This window comes from Desulfobotulus sp., from assembly GCF_034006065.1.
In the GTDB taxonomy this organism is placed as follows: domain Bacteria; phylum Desulfobacterota; class Desulfobacteria; order Desulfobacterales; family ASO4-4; genus Desulfobotulus.
This window is the reverse complement of record NZ_JAVETM010000011.1, coordinates 41465-60496: the sequence shown is the minus strand read 5'-3', so window position 1 is coordinate 60496 and position 19032 is coordinate 41465. Positions and strand designations below refer to the sequence as shown.

11 protein-coding genes are annotated in these 19032 nt (G+C 55.1%); all 11 read right to left on the bottom strand.

The window, feature by feature from the left end:
• Positions 1–16: 16 nt before the first annotated feature.
• The gene (locus tag RBR60_RS06300; protein ID WP_320355038.1) at positions 17–1768 is read right to left on the bottom strand and encodes an ABC transporter ATP-binding protein; all 1752 of its coding nucleotides are present in this window, start codon (positions 1766–1768) and stop codon (positions 17–19) included.
• Between the two features lie 12 nt (positions 1769–1780).
• Positions 1781–3544: an ABC transporter ATP-binding protein gene (locus RBR60_RS06295; RefSeq protein WP_320355037.1), complete on the bottom strand. Its 1764-nt coding sequence runs from the start codon at positions 3542–3544 to the stop codon at positions 1781–1783.
• A gap of 94 nt (positions 3545–3638) precedes the next feature.
• Positions 3639–5828: a TonB-dependent siderophore receptor gene (locus tag RBR60_RS06290; protein ID WP_320355036.1), complete on the bottom strand. Its 2190-nt coding sequence runs from the start codon at positions 5826–5828 to the stop codon at positions 3639–3641.
• Between the two features lie 113 nt (positions 5829–5941).
• Positions 5942–9307 carry a hypothetical protein gene (locus RBR60_RS06285; protein ID WP_320355035.1) on the bottom strand — a complete coding sequence of 1122 codons (3366 nt, stop codon included), beginning with the start codon at positions 9305–9307 and terminating at the stop codon, positions 5942–5944.
• Positions 9304–10188, bottom strand: a complete 885-nt coding sequence (locus RBR60_RS06280) for an ABC transporter ATP-binding protein (protein WP_320355034.1) — start codon at positions 10186–10188, stop codon at positions 9304–9306. Before RBR60_RS06280 ends, RBR60_RS06285 begins: the two co-directional genes overlap by 4 nt.
• A gap of 383 nt (positions 10189–10571) precedes the next feature.
• Positions 10572–11864 (bottom strand): hypothetical protein, encoded by a 1293-nt coding sequence (locus RBR60_RS06275; RefSeq protein WP_320355033.1) that lies wholly within the window; start codon positions 11862–11864, stop codon positions 10572–10574.
• On the bottom strand, positions 11851–12684 hold the full coding sequence (locus RBR60_RS06270; protein ID WP_320355032.1) for an outer membrane lipoprotein-sorting protein: 834 nt from the start codon (positions 12682–12684) through the stop codon (positions 11851–11853). The genes RBR60_RS06275 and RBR60_RS06270 overlap by 14 nt, the downstream gene beginning before the upstream one ends.
• A 22-nt stretch (positions 12685–12706) precedes the next feature.
• On the bottom strand, positions 12707–14809 hold the full coding sequence (locus RBR60_RS06265; RefSeq protein ID WP_320355031.1) for a TonB-dependent receptor: 2103 nt from the start codon (positions 14807–14809) through the stop codon (positions 12707–12709).
• Between the two features lie 50 nt (positions 14810–14859).
• A complete protein-coding gene (locus RBR60_RS06260) occupies positions 14860–15543 on the bottom strand; it encodes a DUF4405 domain-containing protein (protein WP_320355030.1) in 684 nt (227 codons plus the stop codon).
• A gap of 64 nt (positions 15544–15607) precedes the next feature.
• Positions 15608–18277 (bottom strand): efflux RND transporter permease subunit, encoded by a 2670-nt coding sequence (locus tag RBR60_RS06255; RefSeq protein ID WP_320355029.1) that lies wholly within the window; start codon positions 18275–18277, stop codon positions 15608–15610.
• A gap of 171 nt (positions 18278–18448) precedes the next feature.
• A complete protein-coding gene (locus RBR60_RS06250; protein WP_320355028.1) occupies positions 18449–18958 on the bottom strand; it encodes a MarR family winged helix-turn-helix transcriptional regulator in 510 nt (169 codons plus the stop codon).
• Positions 18959–19032 lie beyond the last annotated feature (74 nt).

Sequence of the window (19032 nt, the reverse complement as noted above, 5' to 3'; positions counted from 1 at the left end):
CCATGCCGCCAGTCCCTTATCCGGCAAGGGCCAGACTTCCCCCTTTGAGCTTCCACCCGCCGGAACGCTGCTGCTCCCTCCAGAGATCCGCATAGAGCCCGTCCGCTTCCAGCAGATCCCCATGCCTGCCCTCTTCCACGATACGGCCTTTATTCAGCACATAAATCCTGTCCGCCTGGGAGATGGTCTTCAGGCGATGGGCAATGACAATGAGGGTTTTGGAACGCACCAGCTCAGAAATGGCCTGCTGAATGCAGAGCTCGTTTTCAGGGTCAAGGGAAGCCGTGGCCTCATCCAGCAGCACGATGGGCGCATCCTTGAGCAGGGCCCTGGCGATGGAAATCCGCTGCCTTTCCCCACCGGAAAGCCGTGCTCCGCCCTCGCCCGCCAGGGTGTCATAGCCCTCTTCCAGCGCCATGATGAAATCGTGACACCGGGCTTTACGGGCCGCATCCCTCACCTCTTCGTCCGTGGCCGAACGCCTTCCCACACGAATATTGTTCATGAGGGTATCCTGAAAAAGGTAAACATCCTGAAATACCACACTGAGAAGGGCATGGAGTTTTTCCACGGGGATGTCCCGGATATCCGCACCGCCAATGGTGATCCTGCCTCCGCCCACATCCCAGAACCGGGCAATGAGGCTTGTGAGCGTGGTCTTGCCGCCACCCGATGGTCCCACCAGCGCCGTCACCTCTCCGGCCCCGAACCGGGCGCTCACCCCGTGCAGCACCCTTCTTTCCCCGTAGGAAAAATCAACCTTCTCAAACACGATGTCCCTGCCTTCGGGAAAAAGGGGTTTTTCCGGCTGCTGAAGGGGCGGGGTGTCCATGACTTCCGTAATTCTCCGGGCGGCAATGTTCATGTAGCGCATTTCCGAGAGAAAAAGGCCGAAGTTGATCCAGGGTTCAAAGAATTTGTACCCGATGACAAGGAAGATGAGAAACACGGATAACCCCAACTCTCCGGCACCATAGAGAAAGGCCCCCAGGACCAGAAGCCCCACAAAGCCTGCCTCCAGAATCAGGCAATACACCATCACCGGCCCGCCGCCTGCGGCTTCCAGCCGGATGCTGTCTTTGCGGAACCGCTGCATCATGGCATCCAGCCGCAGAAAATTCTTTCCCGTCTGATTGAAGGCCATGAGAACCCGGATGCCCTGAAGATACTCCAGCATGCGGGATGCCACGGCATTGCGGGTCTGCATATGCCGCTTTCCGAAATATCCGATGATCTTCTGCGCGGCCATGAGCGCCGGAAGGGCCAGCAGCACAAAGACCAGCATGAAAAGGGTCATGCGTCCGTCCACAAACCCAAGGAAGGAGGCCATGAAAAGGGGCAGCACCACACAGGCGATGGCATCCATGAAAAAATGACTGAACAGGGTTTCCACCTTGGTCATATCCTGCAGCATGAGAGAAGAAATGTCGCCGGGATCCCGTTTTTTAAAAAATCCCAGAGACAACCCGCGCAGATGATCCGCAAGGCGAAGCCTCGCCTCAGTGGCCAGACCGTAGGCCGTGACATAGGCCCGCAGATGCACATGGATGGCAAGGAACACATTGATGAGCATCACCCAAGCGATGATGAACACCAGCCAGAAAAGATACATCCCACGGATTTCCTCCTCCGGCCGCAGCAGTTCATGGAGTATAAGGATGAGCATCCCGAAGGGAAAACCTTTCAGTATAAAATGCAGGACATTCAGCAACACCGTTGCGCCAAGATTTCTGAAACTGCCCGCAATCACCCGAACGGAACCAAACATGACACCACCTCCTTAAGCACGCAGCGCCCAGCCCTGGGCCTGAATATGGGCCTGCCACATGGAATGATACTGGCTCTTTTTTTCCAGAAGCTCTCCATGGAGGCCCGCTTCCGCAAGTCTGCCCTCCCGGATCACAAAAATCCTGTCCGCATCCGTGATGGAAGAAAGCCTGTGAGCAATGACAATCACGGTCTTTCCCTTCATAATTTCGGAAAAGGCCGCCTGAATTTTCGATTCATTCTGGGCGTCCGCGTAGGCCGTGGCCTCATCCAGCACAAGGACGGGCGCGTTTTTGAGAAACACGCGGGCAAGGGAAATCCGCTGCCTTTCCCCGCCGCTGAGGTGCACCTCGCCCCCTTCTCCGATGCGGGTCTCAAAGCCCTTGGGCAGACGCTCAATGAACTCCATGCACTGGGCCGCCCTTGCTGCCCTTTGAATGTCCGCCTCACTGACTCCTTCCATGCCCATGCGGATATTTTCATAAATGGTGTCGCTGAACATGAACACCTCCTGAAAAACAAAGCCCACATGACGCATCAGAGCTTCCCTTGGCATTTCCCGGATATCCACCCCGCCCAGAAGAATTCTGCCGGAATCCACATCCCACATGCGGAGCAAGAGCTGGCCGATGGTGGTTTTTCCCGCTCCACTGGGCCCCACAAGGGCATAAACCCCGCCTGCTTCCAGACTCAGGGAAAAATCTTGCAGCACAGGACGGCGTCCATAGGCAAAGGTGACATTCTCAAAACGGATCGCCGCACTGCGGGGAAAAAGGGGATTTTGCGGTTCAGGGATTTCCGGCTGGAGAAGAATGGCATCCATGCGGTTCATCCCTTCCAGAATGTGACCCATCTGGGCCCCCAGCATGGCCAGCCGGAAAAGGGGGGTCATGCAGCCCGGCCCCATCATGAGAAAAAGAAAGAAGACGGAAAGGGAAAGTCTGCCTTCAAGGTGCAGCCACAGGCCAGCGGGGAGAATGAAAAAAAGAGACGAGGAAGTGATAACCACAAAAGCCGCCCATGGCGGGGCCTGAATACGGGTAATCCTGCGGATAAAATCCGTATAAGCCAGGGTAGCCTCCCGCAGACGGGCAAAGGAATGGGCGGACTGATTGAAGATTTTCACCACGGGCATGGCCCTCACATATTCCACGATGGTGCTGTTCATGGTTTCCAGAGCGTCATGGTAGTCCCTGCGCCACACAGCCGCCTGATCTCCGCCAAAGGCCCTGCGCTGCATGGCAAAGGCGATGGGCAAAGGCATAAGGGAGACAAGGGCCATACGCCAGTCCACGGTGAAAAGAAAGCCAAGGGTCAGGACAGGAAGAGCCACGGCAGCCACCATGTCCGGAATGTGGTGGGCAATAAAGACCTCGATTTCCTCCACATCCTCAAAAAGAATCTTTTTGATTTTTCCCGTCTCGCCCCCTGTGAAGCAGCCCATGGGCAGACGGCCCAGATGGCGGGTCAGGGTGGCTCTCAAATCATAGAGAATGCCGAAGGCGGCCACATGGGAAAACATGATGGCCACAAAAAGAAAGAGATACCGCAGAAAAACGGCCCCCAGAGCAAACAGCCCGAGGCCAAACACATAAGGTGCGGCACGGCTGCTTCCTTCCTCCAGAAGCCGCACCATCACAAGATAGATCAGACCATAGGGCGCAAGGGCCAGAATGGAACTCAGCACGGCAAAAATCCCTGAAACCATGAGAAGTCCCCTGCGGGCTCCTGCGATTTCCATGAGACGGGAAAAACCCGTGGAACGGACATTTTCCATATGTTTTTTCCTTGAGAGCTGGTCACAGACACCATCCGGCCAGCCCCGGATCTCCCGCCGTTTTCCTTTTCCCAAGAAAACGGCGGGAAGGGCATCAGAAGGTGTAGCGGACTCCCATGCCGAAGGTTCTCGGGTCTCCGAAATCCGCAAGGGACACCAGGGAATTGCACATGAAGTTTGTCACATACTCCTCATCCGTCAGGTTCTTTCCGTAGACGTACACATCCCAGTTTTTGAAACGATAACCCAGGCGCATATCCACCAGGGTGAAGGCATCCTGCTTCACAAAATCCTTATTCACATCGTCATAAAAGTGGATGGCACCCTGATTTTTGGCATCAAACCGGGAATAAAAACCACCTGGATGATAGTAGGCCACGCCCAGACGGGCCGTGTGGGAGGGGGTATGCTCAATGTTTTTCCCGTCAAACTTCACACTTCCCGCGTCGTAATCATCGTACTCTGCATCCACAATCCCCAGAGCCGTACTGATCTCCAGGCTGTCCGTGGGCATCCATACGGCCTCCAGCTCAGCGCCTTGCGAGTGGGCTTTTTTAGCGTTGGAGGTCAGGTACATATTGCCAACCCCTTTATAGACATGGATATCCTCGATCTCCATGTGGAAGAGAACTGCCGAAAAATGCAGTTTCTGCAAGGCCGCCTTCAGGCCGACTTCGTAGTTGGTGGACTGCTGGGGATCGAAGCGGTTGTCCTTTTCCTCGCCTCCCATGGCAAAATTGTTGAAACCGCCGGGCATATATCCCCTGGACCAGGAGGCGTAGGCCGTCCAGTCTTCGTTAATTTTATAGGCAAAGGCCGCCTTGGGCAGGAAAACATCCCAGTTTTTTTTCGTGTGGAGAACATAAAAGGGCGGACCCGAGCCCCCCACGGGAAGATAGTACATGTCGAGATCCATCTTTTTCTCAATGCTCTGGTATCTGCCGCCCAGGGTCATTTCCATTCTTTTTCCCAGAGGCACCATCACCTGACCGAAAATGGCGCGGGTCTCGCTATCCGTCGCAGACACAGCGTTCATCTCAAAATTACCCAGAAACTGCATGCTCACCGGATCAAAATTAGGAAACTGCTGACCATAGGGTCCATAATCCAGCGTATCCCGATCCAGGTAAATCCCGCCCACCCAGCGAATGCCTTCCTGGTTGCTGCTTGCAAGACGAATTTCCTGGGTCCAGCTTTCATGCTCCATATTGCTGAACTGCTTCAACCCCGCATAAAGGGCCTGATTGGCAAAATCCCCGTCATAATCACCTTTCTGGATCACCTTTCTGCGGGTGGTGACGGAGGTCAGCTCCATGCGGTCAAAGGCATAGGCAAGGTTCAGACCCTGGGACTGGCTTTCTGTATTATCAAAACTTTTCACATCAAAATCCACATGTTCCGCATCCTTTCGTCTTACAGCGGAAAAGGGAGAGCCACTGGGAAGCCCGTAACCGCTCCGCCAATCCTTGTTCTCCTCCTCGTCATTCACGGTCAGACGCATGCGGAGACGATCCGTGGGCTTGTACAGGAGATAGGCACCGAGTTTCCGGCTGTCTTTGCCATTGGCCTCCTTTTCCATTCCGGGGTGGATGTTTTTAATCCATCCATCATCCTTCTGGAAAACACCATTGAGGCCCATGTACAGAAGATCCTTCTTCACAGGCCCGTTCACGTTCATACTTGCCTGCATGAAATTCCAGCTTCCGTACTCCGCCCCCACACTGCCCTGCCAGGTATCCCCCGGCTCCCGGGTCACCACATTGATGATCCCGCCAATGGCATCCTTTCCATACAAAGTGCCCTGGGGTCCCCGCAGCACCTCGATGCGCTCCACATTGGCAAGGGAAGCATCAAAACCGTAGCGCCCGGTCTGGGGAATGCCATCCATGTAGAGCACCACAGGGTTATTGTTGGTGAATATGGAGGAATTGAGGCCCCGGATATTCACCTGCCTGCCATGGGAAGGGTTCACGCTCATGTTGGGAATAAGGGAAATGGCATCCCCGATGTTCCGCATACTTCTTTCCTCAATGGTGAAGGCATCGATCACCGAAATACTCTGGGGCACATCCGTTATATTTTCTTCCACTTTGTTGGCCGTTACGGTGACACTCTCCATGAACACAGCCCTTTTTTCTTCCTCCGGAGAACGGACTTCCGCAAGTGCAGCTCCGGGAGTAAAGGGCGTAAGCAGGAAGGCGAAAAGGACAAGGCCAGAAACGCCCCCTTTTTCCGGATAAAGCGCCTTAAAATTCCGCAAGCGGGTAAATCTCTTAAAAAACATAAAGAATCTCCTTGCCTACTGCGTGTAAAACACATTTTTCGTCATCAGGCTGATTCCGGGTCCAAAAAACCGGCCCAACCCTTCTTTGTCATCTTTTCCACTTGCCCCTGGCATCAGGGCCTGAAGGACCAGAGGTTGTCCGCAGGCACCCTTTCGTAGGAAGGCCAGGCATCCAGATAAAAAGTGCTGGTTTTCCCCGGATTGCCACCCGGCGTGTCCTTCTCTCCCATCACCCTGCCCGGTTCCATGGCATAGCCCAGCACACGGAGAGGGGCTTCCACACTCACCCAGCCGCCCCTTTCCCAGAGCCAGTGTTCACCGATCACCTGCGGGGTTTCTTCTCCGCCCGTCACCCGTATGTCCGCAGATCTGGGCTCTCCCAGCATGGCAGCGGCCATCTCCGCTCCCGCATGGGCTTTCAGTACGGCAAGGGGTGTATCCTTTTTCAGGTCTTCCATCAGAGAAGCAAGGCTTTGTGCCGTCTGTCGTCCGGTCCAGTCCAATGCCGCCAGCGGAGCATAGTCTTCCGCCCAGCCACCCTCCTTCAAGGCCAGCTTCAGGGTGGTCACGGGAACGGTACTGCCCGCAAGGCGGCGGGCCACCTGATCCGAACCATGGGAGAGAAGGGCAGAAAAGGCCTCCATGCCATCGGTTTCGGCCACACACCATATGCCCATGGCTCCGGGCAGACCCGCTTCCAGCCACAAAGCCCCCTCCCCTTCCCTCAGGTCCGATCCGTCCCGCAGCACACGCTGGACCATGGCCTTTGCAATGGCCGAACGCCTCAGCCAACGGCCCGTTCCCCTATCCTTCACATCCCAGTGGGGATCTTCGGTGAGGATCAGCCAGTTGCCCGCCACACGGGTTTCCCCCAGATTCCTCGGCCACTGGGCAATGTGACGGATCTCCGGGCTCCGACCTGTTCGGCGGGCCACACAGGCCTGCATATCCAACACATCGGCGGCAACGGAGCTGGCCGTATCTCTGCGGCTGGCATCGTGGTACATGCGCAGGTTGCCATGCTGACTTTCCCGGAGGCCGGGTCCCCATACATGGGCAAAATCCAGAAGTCCCTCCATCCGGCCTTTTTCCACATGGATTTCCCTCTCTCCATCCACAACCCTCACCTCAAAGCTCCACTGGCCTCCGAAAGCCGCAGCACCACTGGCAAAGGTACTCGCATAGGCCGGAAGCTCCGGCTCTGGCTTCAGCCCGAAGCGTTCCCGCTCCTTTGGGGTACGCAGCACACGATCCGCATCCAAACCAAGACGGGGCATGACATCCGGACCATGCAGCCAGAAGGCATGGGGCAGAAGCCAGGGAGGCTCGCCATCCGCATCCCAGCCCCTCAGGGAAACAGACCAGCCCAGCAGAACCTCGCATCCCTCAGCCGGGCAGTTTTCCAGTGCAAGGGCCATATGATCCTCTTGGATCCGGGGCTTCACTTCCCGGCCCTGCACCAGTGCGGATGTCAGATTCAGACCATGGGGCAGGCCTGCGTGCAAAAATCCGCTCTCCGACACAAAGCCTTCCATGCGCCACCATCCATGTACTTCCCGTTTCACCGGGTCCACATTCAGGGTCACATGCCCCCCTTCCAGGGAAAAGGCGGCCTGCTGATCCAGCCAGATTGTCTCCCAGGCCGCATCTCCGGCCAGTGTTTCCGCAAGGGTTTCATAGCCTCCGTCCACCACATAGCGTTGATGCATCAGAATGCCGCAGGCCAGAAGACCACAAACAGAGGCAAGGGCCACCATGCCCGGACGAGCCCGGAGACCCTTTTTCAACCGCAGCCAGCGCACAAAAAATCCCGTATCCGTACCCCGCTTGAGGACCATGGCCGCCATACTTAAGAGCAATGCCGCAACACACAGCTTGAAAAAACCAAAAATCAGAAGCTTTTCCATCCATGGACCAAGCCCGGTGAGTCCGGAAAAGGCAATGGGAGTCTGCAGACCAATCTGAAAGGGCGGATAGGTCACAAGGTGGGCCTCGTGATTGATGATCATGATGAAGGCCGCCAGCATGGAAGCCGCATAGGCAGGCCCCGGCCGGAGAATGAGGGCATGGAGCAGAAGGGTCATGGCGCCGATTTCCAGCAGGGCCGGAACCATGACGAAAAACTGATGGAGAAAGGGAAGCAGAAGGTTCAGGCTGCCGGGTTCCACGAAAAGGGTGGTGAGCATACCTCCGCAGGCTGGCACCATGGCCAGAAGGAGGGTCAGCATACCCATGGACAGAATCCGGCCGGAAAACCGCACGTATCCCGGAGAAGGGGCCGCATCCAGCATCTCCTCCATACCGGCCTGGGCATCCCTTCTAGCGGCAAGGCCCGTGAGACCGGCCAGCATGAACACAATAATCAGATAAAACATGGTGGAAAGAAGAGGGGTTACCAGCTCGGGCCGGGGCGCCATGGGCCCGTAATCATGGTAGACACCATGGACAAAGGCCCCTGCCACACCGAGAAGAACCAGAAAAATCATGGCAATCCAGAGCCATTTTCGGGTCAGCACCTCTTTCATCTGCCATAAGGCCTCGCTGCCTGCGGCCCGCAGCCAGAAGGGATGATCAACGGGGCCGGGAACTTCCGCTCCCGGAGAATCCACGGAAAAAGGGCCTTTGTGCCGAAGCCGTTTTTCAGGACTTCTGTCCAGCACCAGCCACTCCCGCCTTGCCAGCAGAATGACAAGGGCCAGAAACAGGGGCGGAATACCGCACCACAGGATGCGGTTCCAGATCAACGCCGGAGTCAGGGCCAGAAGGGCCGTGCTTTTTTCATGGGGAGTCCAGTGATCCATTACCTGATGTTCCGTCTCCGCATAGCCCGAAGGATCCAGCAGGGAAAAATAAAAGGGATCCATGTTTCCGTCCTTCAGGATGATCATGGAAACCATCCAGAATCCCATGAGGGCGGCGGCCACGGCAAAGGGTCCGCCAAGCCCCCGGCTGCGGATGGCGGCCATGAAATAGAGGGCTCCGGAACCGAGGGAAAGGGGAATGATGAAAAGCAGCATGCCCCAGCCAAAGGCCAGCCAGGGGGCAGGCGCAAAGGAACCCGCAGGCACGGCACCGACCCATTCCAGCACCGGAGCCACATAAAAGCCCACAATCTGGGAACTCCCAAGGAGCACAGCCACGAAAAAGGCTCCCACAAAGCGGGCGGCAAGGAGTTGTCTCAGGGAAACGGGACAGGCCAGCACCACTTCATGCAGCCCCACACTTCTGTCCCGGAGCACCGGCTGGGCAAAAACCCAGGCCCAGGCAAAAAACAAAAAAAAGGACATGCCCGAAGACATGAGATAGACCAGTGCGGGCGCATTGCGGGGAACATCCACAGCGCCCATGTCCCGCAGATAATCGGCGTTGCAGAGAACCAGCAGAAGGTAGGCCACCAGAACCAGAAAAATCAGCCCCACAACCCCGCTTCCCAGCCCATGGCGAAACTCCTGCCAGGCTTCCTTCAGAAAAAACCTCATTCTCCGGCCTCCTCTACCCCGGCTCCGGCAAGGGCCCCATGGTACACATCCTCAAGTCTGGGTCTGTGGGGCTGAAACCCCTGCGGCGGCTTTTCCGCCAGCACCACAGCCAGAACACCTTCGGGCACGGCCGAAAGGTGCAGGGCCCTGGGCTGGCTTTCCCCGCGGGGCACAACCTTTGACCAGAGACGACCCTCCATGGAAGCCCGAAGCTCTGCAGGCGGTCCTTCGGCCAGAATGCGGCCTTCGGCGAGAATGGCCAGCCGACCACAGAGGCTTTCCACATCCTCCACAATGTGGGTGGAGAGCAGAACCACCGCATCCGCCGCCACATCCGCCAGCACCCTGTGGAAGCGATTGCGCTCTGCAGGATCAAGTCCGGCGGTGGGTTCATCCACAATGACAAGCCGTGGAGATCCGATGAGCGCCATGGCAATACCAAAACGGCGCAGCATCCCGCCGGAATAGGTGGATACGGCCCGGTCCGCCGCATCGCTGAGATTCACCCGTTCCAGAAGCAGCCCCACTTCCCTTTTACGGATGGCCCGGTCCGTCCGCCCTTTGAGCCAGGCAAAGCGCTCCAGAAGATCCCTGCCCTTTACTCCGGGGTAGGCTCCGATGTGCTGGGGCAGATAACCTAAACGCTGCCGCAGATGCTGGGGACTTGCCAGTACATCCACCCCGTCCAGATCTATGCTGCCCCCATCCGGTGCCTGCAGGGTGGCAAGGGTCCGCATGAGGGTACTCTTGCCAGCGCCATTGGGGCCTAAGAGTCCGTAGAGTCCCGGCCCCACATCCAGATCCACCCCGTTTAAAGCACTGACCCCATTGCTGTAGGTTTTTTTCAGTCCCCTGACCTTCAGTCCCCTCTGTTGCTCCATATTTTTCGCCTCTCTCTCATTTTTTAAAAAAATTAAAGCCCTTGTCCGAAACAGGGCCTTGTTTTTTTATTTTTCCTGATCCCTGAATCCTCTCAAAGGCCACACTTTTGAATCTAAAATTTCTTTTGACTTAGTGAACTTTTTTTATCAAAGCTAGCCCTTCATTACTTTTTCCATGAACGGTGGATTACGCCGCAAAGGGGGCTGGCCTTCCGCACTTCGGATTGGAATCCGCAAAGTATCAACAGGGGCAGGCATTGCGCCTGCCCCTGCGACTTCATGGGAGAAGATATTCGACAGGATCTGACCGTCAGCAAAGAGCCTAAATCCAAGGGCAGACCATGGGCACAGGAATCTATGGTTGAATCAGGCGGGTGATCCGATTAAAAGCTGTATCGAATGGCGGAATAAATACTGGTGTTTTTCTCAAACTGGCCAAAAAAGGTATGTGATTTTTCGCCCACAAAAATATGGGTACCGGCTTCAAGCATGATCCTGTCCGTGCAGGTATGGCGCATGGTGTATCGAAAAAAAGCGTCCTGATCACCGGGGGAATAACAGGAAGACAGAGACAATTCCAGCTTCTGGTCCATCAGAAGACTCGTTACCTGAAGGGTAATCACCTGCCTCAGGCGGTCACGGAAGGGACCATCGGACAGATTTGCCCTGTAACGACTGTAATCCAGCATCTGTTCCATGTAGTACTGCAGGCTGAAGTTGAGGTCTCTGGCCATGTCCTGGGTATAGCCAACCAGATAGCGCATTTCAGAATTGCGAATTCCGGGATCCGAACCCTTTTTGTCATCTGCAGACTGATAGAAAGCCGCTTCCAGATTAGCGATACCAGACCCCACCGGCCCCCGGATACTCGCCCCATACACATTCAATTCAGGAAAGGAAGCCGTTCCGGTGAGGGATTTTCCGCCCGGGCTCTTCCAGAAGCCCCGGTAACCATAGAAAGCCAGCTCATGGCTGCCCATATTCCGGTATAGGCGGATGGCAAGTTCGTCATCCTGAAACCAGCAATCCGGTGTGTGAGCGATGACCGGGGCATCCTGACCCGCCCGGCGTTTCAGGCTTTCGTTCCAATAGGAAACATAGGCACCCGTGATGTAGCGATCCGGGTCAAAGACTGGAGTATACACCAGATCCAGATTGACTATTTCCGAAAACAGGCTGATTTTAGCCGCATCAGACGGAGCTTTGAGATACTCCCTGTCCCTTCCGATGAAGTAGGACTGCCAGTCCTTTGGGAAAAGGTCATTGAGAAAAACAAGGTCTCCGGTACCCCAGGTGAGAATCTGGCGACCGATCTTGACATCAAGAAAATCAAGAGGCCGTGCAAAAAACCAGGCTTCGCGGGTGTCATATTCCCTCTGCTCCTTCACACCGTCATGCCACACATCTCCTTTGTATTTGAACTCAACACTGTCCGTGTCCATGAAAAACTCTCCCTGCAGACGGATTTCCATGACGGAGATATCCTTTTCACAGGGATCCTTCTGCGTCCGCACTCCTGCCCTTGATTCGATAAATCCATGGGCCTCGATCCCGGGCAAAAGCTCAGGATCAGGAAAAAAACCCTGAGCCCCACCCTGAAGCGCCAGACCGGAACACAGCATGACCGCAAACAGAACCCTGCGCCAGAATCGCAGACATGTTCTAGCGTACAACATCTTTGGGCGGCCTCCTCAGATAACGTTCCGAGAAAAGATCCTCCGTCAGACCGGTATTGTAGCGGACACGGGAAAATGCCATCTCTGTTCTGCCCCCCGTATCCAGGTCCTCGGCAAAAGACAGGGTAACCGTCGGATAGTCTACCCGTACTCCCTTTTCATCAGCCTCCACGCTCTCCACACGAATGGACCGGATGCGGCGGTAGGGCCTGTCGTCGCTTCTGAAATAGGTAATGTCAGAGGGAAGAAAGGTCTTTTTGTCGATAAGGGAAACATAATATGCAAATTCAACAGCTTCCGGTTTAATAGGCCTGCTCTTGAGCACATGATGGCTCTCCGTCGTCTCCACCAGTTCATGAATATCCTCGGAAGGACTCCGGCCTGAAATGTCTTCATAAAGAAAATCCGAACCCACAAAACTTGTCCCTTTGTCACTGGCCGCAATGCGCTTGACCAGATCCAGATTGGGCATATAGAGCCATCTGTCATCATCCTTTCCCGAGAAGACCTGTTTGTGAACAATGAAGACCATTTTTCGGATATCTGCAGGTTCATGGAAAAACACAAAATACTTCTGGTCCGTGTCCGATGCGTCAGCATCCTTGCGAAGCATGTTGAACTCCCTTTTCCGGACCCTTCCCTGCTTGTCCGTGATGGTCAGGGTGACCCTGCCCCGGCAGTCGTCCCCCTGATACAGGCTCATGTGATTGGCTTTTCGGACGATATCCTCCGCGCTGAGATCTCCGGATTCGGCCAGGCAGACGGCTGCGCAGAAAAACAATGCCGCCATCCCCCATGTCAGGACTCCCCTTCTTTTCATACGCCACCTCCTTTTTTTACTTTCAGAAACGACAGGCAAGGGAAACACCGAAACTCAAGGGCTCCCCATCCTCAGCAACACCATTTTTCACATTCTCAAACAGGATGTAATGACGATCAAAAACATTTCGGGCCCAGAGATACAGATCCAGATGATCGCCCTCTATGCCGAGCCGTAGATTGACAAGGGCATGGGGTGTGGCTTTTACCGTGTTGGCATCGTCAAAATAGCGGTTTCCCGTTCCGGCCAGCTCTGCCCTGCCGAAAAAACCCCATTTCCCCCAGAGCGGACAACGGTACTGGGAAGCAAGACTGAAAGTATAATCCGGCACGCCCATTACCCTGTTTCCCTTGTAATCGGTTTGGGCCACAGGATCGGAATATCTGTCATACCGGGCCTCCAGAACGGAACCGGCCGCCATCAGCAGCAGGCCGCGGGCCGGTTCCCAGTGAATTTCCGCCTCAACCCCCATCCTGTGGGACTGACCTGCATTTTCGATGTATGCCCTGTTCTCCGAAGGATCAAAAAGGGTGATCTGTTCATCCCGGATATCCATATAAAATGCCGCGAGATTCAGGGTGATCCGCCCGTTAAGGAAACGGGACTTGGAACCCGTTTCGTAAACCCAGCTGTATTCCTCATCATAGGGATTTCCGCCCGTTGCAGAGGTGTTGAACCCGCCGCTGCGATGGGCTCTGGAAACGGTGAGATAAAAAGTCTGCTCCGGAACCGGATGACAGGAAAGGCTGATTTTTGGCAGTATGGCACTGAAATCGTTATCCATCATCTCGGTACCGCTTTCCACGGCTGGCCCGCTTCTGGGTGCGTCGCGGAGGACTGTCTTCATGTCGGCTTTTTCATATTCATAGCGGAGCCCAAGGGTCATCCGGATCCTTTTCTGCAGGGGAAAAGTGATCTGCCCGAACAAAGCGGCACCCTCGTCAATCCCATCCGCATCCAGCTGCCTGGAGCCCGTTTCCAATCCGAACGGATTATTGGGATGGCCTGCCATTCCCGGTCGATAGTCTGTGGTAGTCGTTCTCCGGTTATTGAGCCTGAAACCGCTTACACCCGCCACCCATTCCACGGAACCCGCAGATTCCTGAGAGGCAAAACGCAGCTCCTGTGAGAAGGTCTGCTCACGCAGGCGCAATGCCATCTGCGTCATGTCCAAAGGACTGAAATCCGAATCAATGCGTTCTTTGTCGTCATAATCGTAGTAAGCGCTGATGGAAGTGATGCGGACCTGCGGCGTATCACAGACCGCGTTAAGGGAGACACCCCAGAGACTGTTTTCCGCAGATCCTGCAAAATCATGGGAGTAACGGTATGGTTTGTCTGCGCGGAGGACTCCTTTTGTGACAAAAGAATTTCTTTCTGTCCTTCGAAATGGAAAGGCCCCCTCATCATGGTTCTGAGCTTCCATCGTAAGGGTAATGTCCCAAGCCGGTGTGGGTACAAACCTGAGTTTCGCCCGCCCTGCCCTGCCTTCCATGTGACGGCCATCATCACCCCTGCCGGGAACCGTGTTATCCATGTAGCCGTCACGATCCGAAAAAAGACCGGCAAGGCCGATGAAAAGCCTGTCCTGAATCAGTGGCGCACGTACATGTCCCCGGATCTCTTTTATATTCTCACTTCCCACCATGGTGTGGAGAGCGGCTCCGGTCTCGTTATCCGGCTTGCGGGTGTGTACGCTGATGACACCGGCCATGGTATTGCGCCCGTAGAGCGTTCCCTGAGGGCCCCTCAGAACCTCGATTCGCTCCACATCAAAAAGAGGGAAATCAAACATATAGGATTTTGAATAATTGACCCCATCCACGTAATACCCCGTAGCAGGCTCGCCCACATGGAGGCTTTTGATGCCGCGCATAAAGGTCATGCTGTGACGCCGACTGCCGAAATTATAAAATTCCAGGTTGGGAATATGGGCTGAAAGTCCGGACATATCAGTGATTCCTGCGTCACTCAGCCCCATTTCGTTGAGTACGGTGAGGCTTTCCGGAATACGCTGCCCGCTTTCCTCCCTTTTCTGAGCGGTAACGGTCAGGGCACCAATTTCATGAATTGCCGCCACATCCGAATCAGCGATAGCACCCTGCGTGGGTAACAGCATGATCATAAGGATCGCAACAGGTCCCCATGGAATACCTCTGAGACCATTTTCTTTTTTCATGGGGTCCCCGCAGTTCTCAGGTCTGTCTGCTGCAAGAAATGTTCTCCGGAAAAAACGGGGTGGACTCCGCCCTGCCTCTGCATCCCACTTTCCGGATTTCTCATGCTCTCCACGAGTGCTTCTGCTGATATGCCGTTCTCTTCTGCAACTTCCCGGAAAGACTGATGTACCGAGTTCAATGACACACCGTTTTTTTTCATGTTTTCCAGACAGACATCAAGGTTCCACCCCATGTATCCGGCAATGCTTCGGAGGGATGCGTTTTCCGCAACGCCATAGGGCGGTACGCCATACATCCTGACATATTCCGTTTTGCTTACCCGCAACCAGGAGATAAGCTGCTGCATGGGCGGAAGACCGGTCAGCGCGCCAACTCCCACATACAGGGTGAGCAGACAGGACAAGAGAAAGGGAGTGGCCCAGCGGGCATGCGACCATCCGGAAAAGCGGAAATAGGCAAGAACCGGCCGCCAGTTCAGGAAGACGTGGAAAAGGGAAAAGAGCAGAAAAAGAAGCCCGGTCATGACATGCACCGCGTTCCACTGGCATTTGCTCAGGCCTGAAAATTGCCATGCTGAAAAGTGGGCCACATGGGTGGGTGGTCCGATCAGAAGGACGAGGCTTGTGAGGAGTACGGCAATTCCGGACAGGGTCAGGGTCAGCGAGACAAATGATCTCATGCTGGGTTTTCTTGTACTGCGGCCTATGGTCGCCATGGTTTTTCTCCTTTATTTCGGATTGGCTTTATGCGGCTTTTCTTGCGGGAAATTCTTTTGTCTGCGGGATTTCACCCTGTCTGCGGAAAAACCATTTTTCACCAACCGTGAGCATGGCCGGCAGCAGCAGCAGGGTAATGAGACCGGAGGAAAAAAGGATGCCGAAAAGCAGAATCGCCGTGGTTCTGTAGGGAATCAGCTGGGCCACCATCAGGGGAAGAAAACCCAGCGCCACCACAAGGACATTTCGTGTAATCGCCACCGCAGGCTCGCCAAACACCATGGGAACGGATGCCCTCCAGGATCGGGTCTTCCCGTGAATCTGACGGCTCCGCTGCATGAAGTGGACGGCAAAATCAATGCCAATGCCAATGGTGATGGCGCTCAGAACAGCAACCGGCATGTCATAGTCCTTACCCACAATACCCGTGAGACCGTAAATGGCAGCGATGGTCAGAATGAGGGGAACCATGGAGGCCGCTGCCCAGAGTGCAGAACGGAACAGGAAGGTCATCATGATGAATACGATGATCAGGGTGCCACCAAAGGAAGCCAGCATCTGCCAGAACATGATGTCCTGAAAGACAAGGTTGACGTAATGCAGGCCGGCCCAGTTACAGGACAGGGCAACGGGTGGTTTGTGGAGCCGCATATAGTCTTCAACAGCTTTGACGGCCCTGGCCGTTTGCGTGCTGTCGCCTGTGGAAAACTGCATCCACAGGGCAGCGCGCATGAAGTCAGGAGTGACCAGATGCCAGAGATCCTTGGGCCGGTGGCTCTGCTGGTACTGCATGTAGCACTCCGACACTTCCTGAAATCTCTCCGGAATACGGTAGTTTTCCTCTTTTCCGTCAATGAGTTCCTGATTGACCTTCCGGACAACGTCGGCAACGGAGGTACTCTTGCCCACGAGACCGGCCTTTTCCACATGGGACTGCAAGCCTGCCAGGTATTCCAGCACCGCGGGCTGCTTGAAGGTCTTCAGCCTTTCCCTTTCCGTACCGAAAAAGTGCCTCACCTCCTCAAGCACCTGAAACTCCTCATCCGTGGCCTCTTGTGTTTTTTCCTCGACATACTGGAGCGCTCTGTCCATGAAAGCCTCGCGGGTACCGGGGCCCTTTGCAAAATCCGAAAACCTGCTCCGAATATCCGAATGAAGTACGGCTGCCGAGCCCCTGCTGCTTTCCGTTTCCCCGACAAGACGAACGAGGTCTTCTTCCAGTTCATGGATATCTTCTACGGACAGGGGGGTGGCATCCGCGCCTTCAAGAATGAGATAAGCCGTGTAGGTTCCGCCGAAATGTCTGTTGATTGCATCGTCTGCCCTGCGGATGGAATGGTCTGTGCTGAACCGTTTGGCATAGTTGTCGTTGATGTTGATGCGGGATATTCCCCAGGCTGCCATCAGAATCAGCAGCGGAATCAAACAGAGAACGGCTCTGGCGTGGTTCACCGTCACTCTGCCCGTGTGCTGCAGCAGGGTTTCGAGTCCTGTGAGCCGTCCCTTGCGCAGGGCGGCTTTTCCGAAATGTGTAAGGGTACGCTCCGGGATCATCATCACATAGGCGGGCACGAGCAGCAGGGTGGCGAGCCAGGCGATCATCACTCCTGCGGCCACAAAAACCCCGAAAACCCTGGCAGGCGGAATGGCCGTGGTCAGAAAGGAGAGAAAGCCCGCAGCCGTCGTGAGGGATGTGAAGAGGATGGGCGCGAAGAGGGCCTGCATCACTTCCCGGATGGTCTGCATGCGGCCCTTTTCCCGGGTGTAGGACTCAAAAAAATCCGAGAGAATATGAACGGTGTCGCATATGGCAATGGGCATGAGGAAAATGGGCAGCATGGAGCTGAGGATGTGCACAGGGTGCCCGAAGGCGATCATGAGCCCAAGGGCTCCGACAACAGCTACGGTAGCTACAATCATGGGAAGAAGAACCAAGACCCATTTGCGGAAAAACAGCAGGAGAAGGCCGCATATCGCCGCCATGGTGAGGGGAGCCGCAAAGGTCATCTGCTTAAACATCTCCACGCCAATGGCACTTTCGGCAACGGGAAGTCCGGCGATGTGGTAGGTCTCATCACCGCCGAGCTCCCGGATCTTTTCCTGCAGTTTCCCAAATACCCGGTAACTCAGCATCTTATCTGTCAGGGGCAGGTAGAGACAGAGGGCTTTGCCGTCTTCCGATACCATCTGGCCCTTCAGAATAGGATTGGACAAGGCCTTGTCCCGGATTGCCCGGGCCTCTTCCCTTGTTTCCGGCGGGCGGGGCATGAGCCAGTCGAACCGGAGGATTCCGGGCTCATGCTGGCTCAAGTGGTCAACCATGGAGGGTGCAATCATGCTGGCCTCTATGACTCCGGAAAATTTACCGGGACGCATCGGATCCTCCCACCGGAGGGTTCGGGCATATTCAGTCAGCTCATGGACCCGCCCCAGTGTTTCCGGATTGAAGACTCCATCCGGATCCTCCTCCTTGATGACCCCAACAACGATGGTGTCGTTCAGGTCAAACTCTTTTTTGCTCCAATTGTGGAAGACACGTACCGGTTCGGTTTTTTCAAGCATGTTTTCAGGGTCAGTATCCATGGTGATCCATGGAAAAAATGAACCCGTGCAGAGGGTGAACAGCAGGATGCCGATGGCCACAAACCTGTGGCGTCGGATGGCAAAATCAATGAGAACATTTTTCAGGCTGGCCATGGGGGACTCCATAAATAGTTAATACACTTAACCGTCAAAAGAAAAAAAATACCTCTGGGTCAGGCAAAAACGCGGCATACCCGCGCCGGATGCACAAAGGGGTGACATTCTTCGGGCTCGCTCCCGATGCCGCTGTGAGCCCTGATCATACGAAGACTTTTTATACGTCCCTCATTCCTGCTTTTCCGAGAGCCTTTCGTCCATAACGCTGCCGATGGTTTCCAGCATGACGGAAAGCGTGGCGATCTGAGGCAGGGAGAAGGCGCTCAGGCGGTTTACCAGTGCGGCAAAATCCTTTCCATGGAACTGCTCATGGGCACGGAAGGCCTCCCATCCCAATTCTGTCAGGGACAATGGGAATTCCTTGCTGTTATGGATGGACTGCTGCTTTTCGACAAAACCCTTTTTGATCAATCTTGCGACCATCTGGGAAGCCGCGCTTTTACTGATGCCAAACTGCGTAGCAAGATCAAGAACCCGGACCTGCTCTCCCTCACCAACGATCTGTATGGTATGGGCCTCAGCAGTTGTAATGGAGACATCTCCACGCACAGGAATGGGAAGCCCTTCAATGCGGGCGTACTTTTTGCTGACTCTCAGCAACTGACGTATGGTGCCTTTTATAAGTTCATCTTTCGTTTCCATGCTTCGTACGGTAAAGCTGATTAACTGTATTGTCAAGAAACTTTTCTCGCACACCTGAGTTCTTTCAGCCCTCCCCTCCCATCCCCTTTTCCCTATACTTTTCGCCTCCT

What these genes read in the sequence shown, in the direction of transcription:
- RBR60_RS06290 (WP_320355036.1), bottom strand. Translation starts at nt 5,828, where the DNA reads ATGTTTTTTAAGAGATTTACCCGCTTGCGGAATTTTAAGGCGCTTTAT.
- RBR60_RS06270 (WP_320355032.1), bottom strand. Translation starts at nt 12,684, where the DNA reads ATGAAAAGAAGGGGAGTCCTGACATGGGGGATGGCGGCATTGTTTTTC.
- RBR60_RS06300 (WP_320355038.1), bottom strand. Translation starts at nt 1,768, where the DNA reads ATGTTTGGTTCCGTTCGGGTGATTGCGGGCAGTTTCAGAAATCTTGGC.
- RBR60_RS06285 (WP_320355035.1), bottom strand. Translation starts at nt 9,307, where the DNA reads ATGAGGTTTTTTCTGAAGGAAGCCTGGCAGGAGTTTCGCCATGGGCTG.
- RBR60_RS06260 (WP_320355030.1), bottom strand. Translation starts at nt 15,543, where the DNA reads ATGAGATCATTTGTCTCGCTGACCCTGACCCTGTCCGGAATTGCCGTA.
- RBR60_RS06295 (WP_320355037.1), bottom strand. Translation starts at nt 3,544, where the DNA reads ATGGAAAATGTCCGTTCCACGGGTTTTTCCCGTCTCATGGAAATCGCA.
- RBR60_RS06265 (WP_320355031.1), bottom strand. Translation starts at nt 14,809, where the DNA reads ATGATCATGCTGTTACCCACGCAGGGTGCTATCGCTGATTCGGATGTG.
- RBR60_RS06255 (WP_320355029.1), bottom strand. Translation starts at nt 18,277, where the DNA reads ATGGCCAGCCTGAAAAATGTTCTCATTGATTTTGCCATCCGACGCCAC.
- RBR60_RS06280 (WP_320355034.1), bottom strand. Translation starts at nt 10,188, where the DNA reads ATGGAGCAACAGAGGGGACTGAAGGTCAGGGGACTGAAAAAAACCTAC.
- RBR60_RS06275 (WP_320355033.1), bottom strand. Translation starts at nt 11,864, where the DNA reads ATGTTGTACGCTAGAACATGTCTGCGATTCTGGCGCAGGGTTCTGTTT.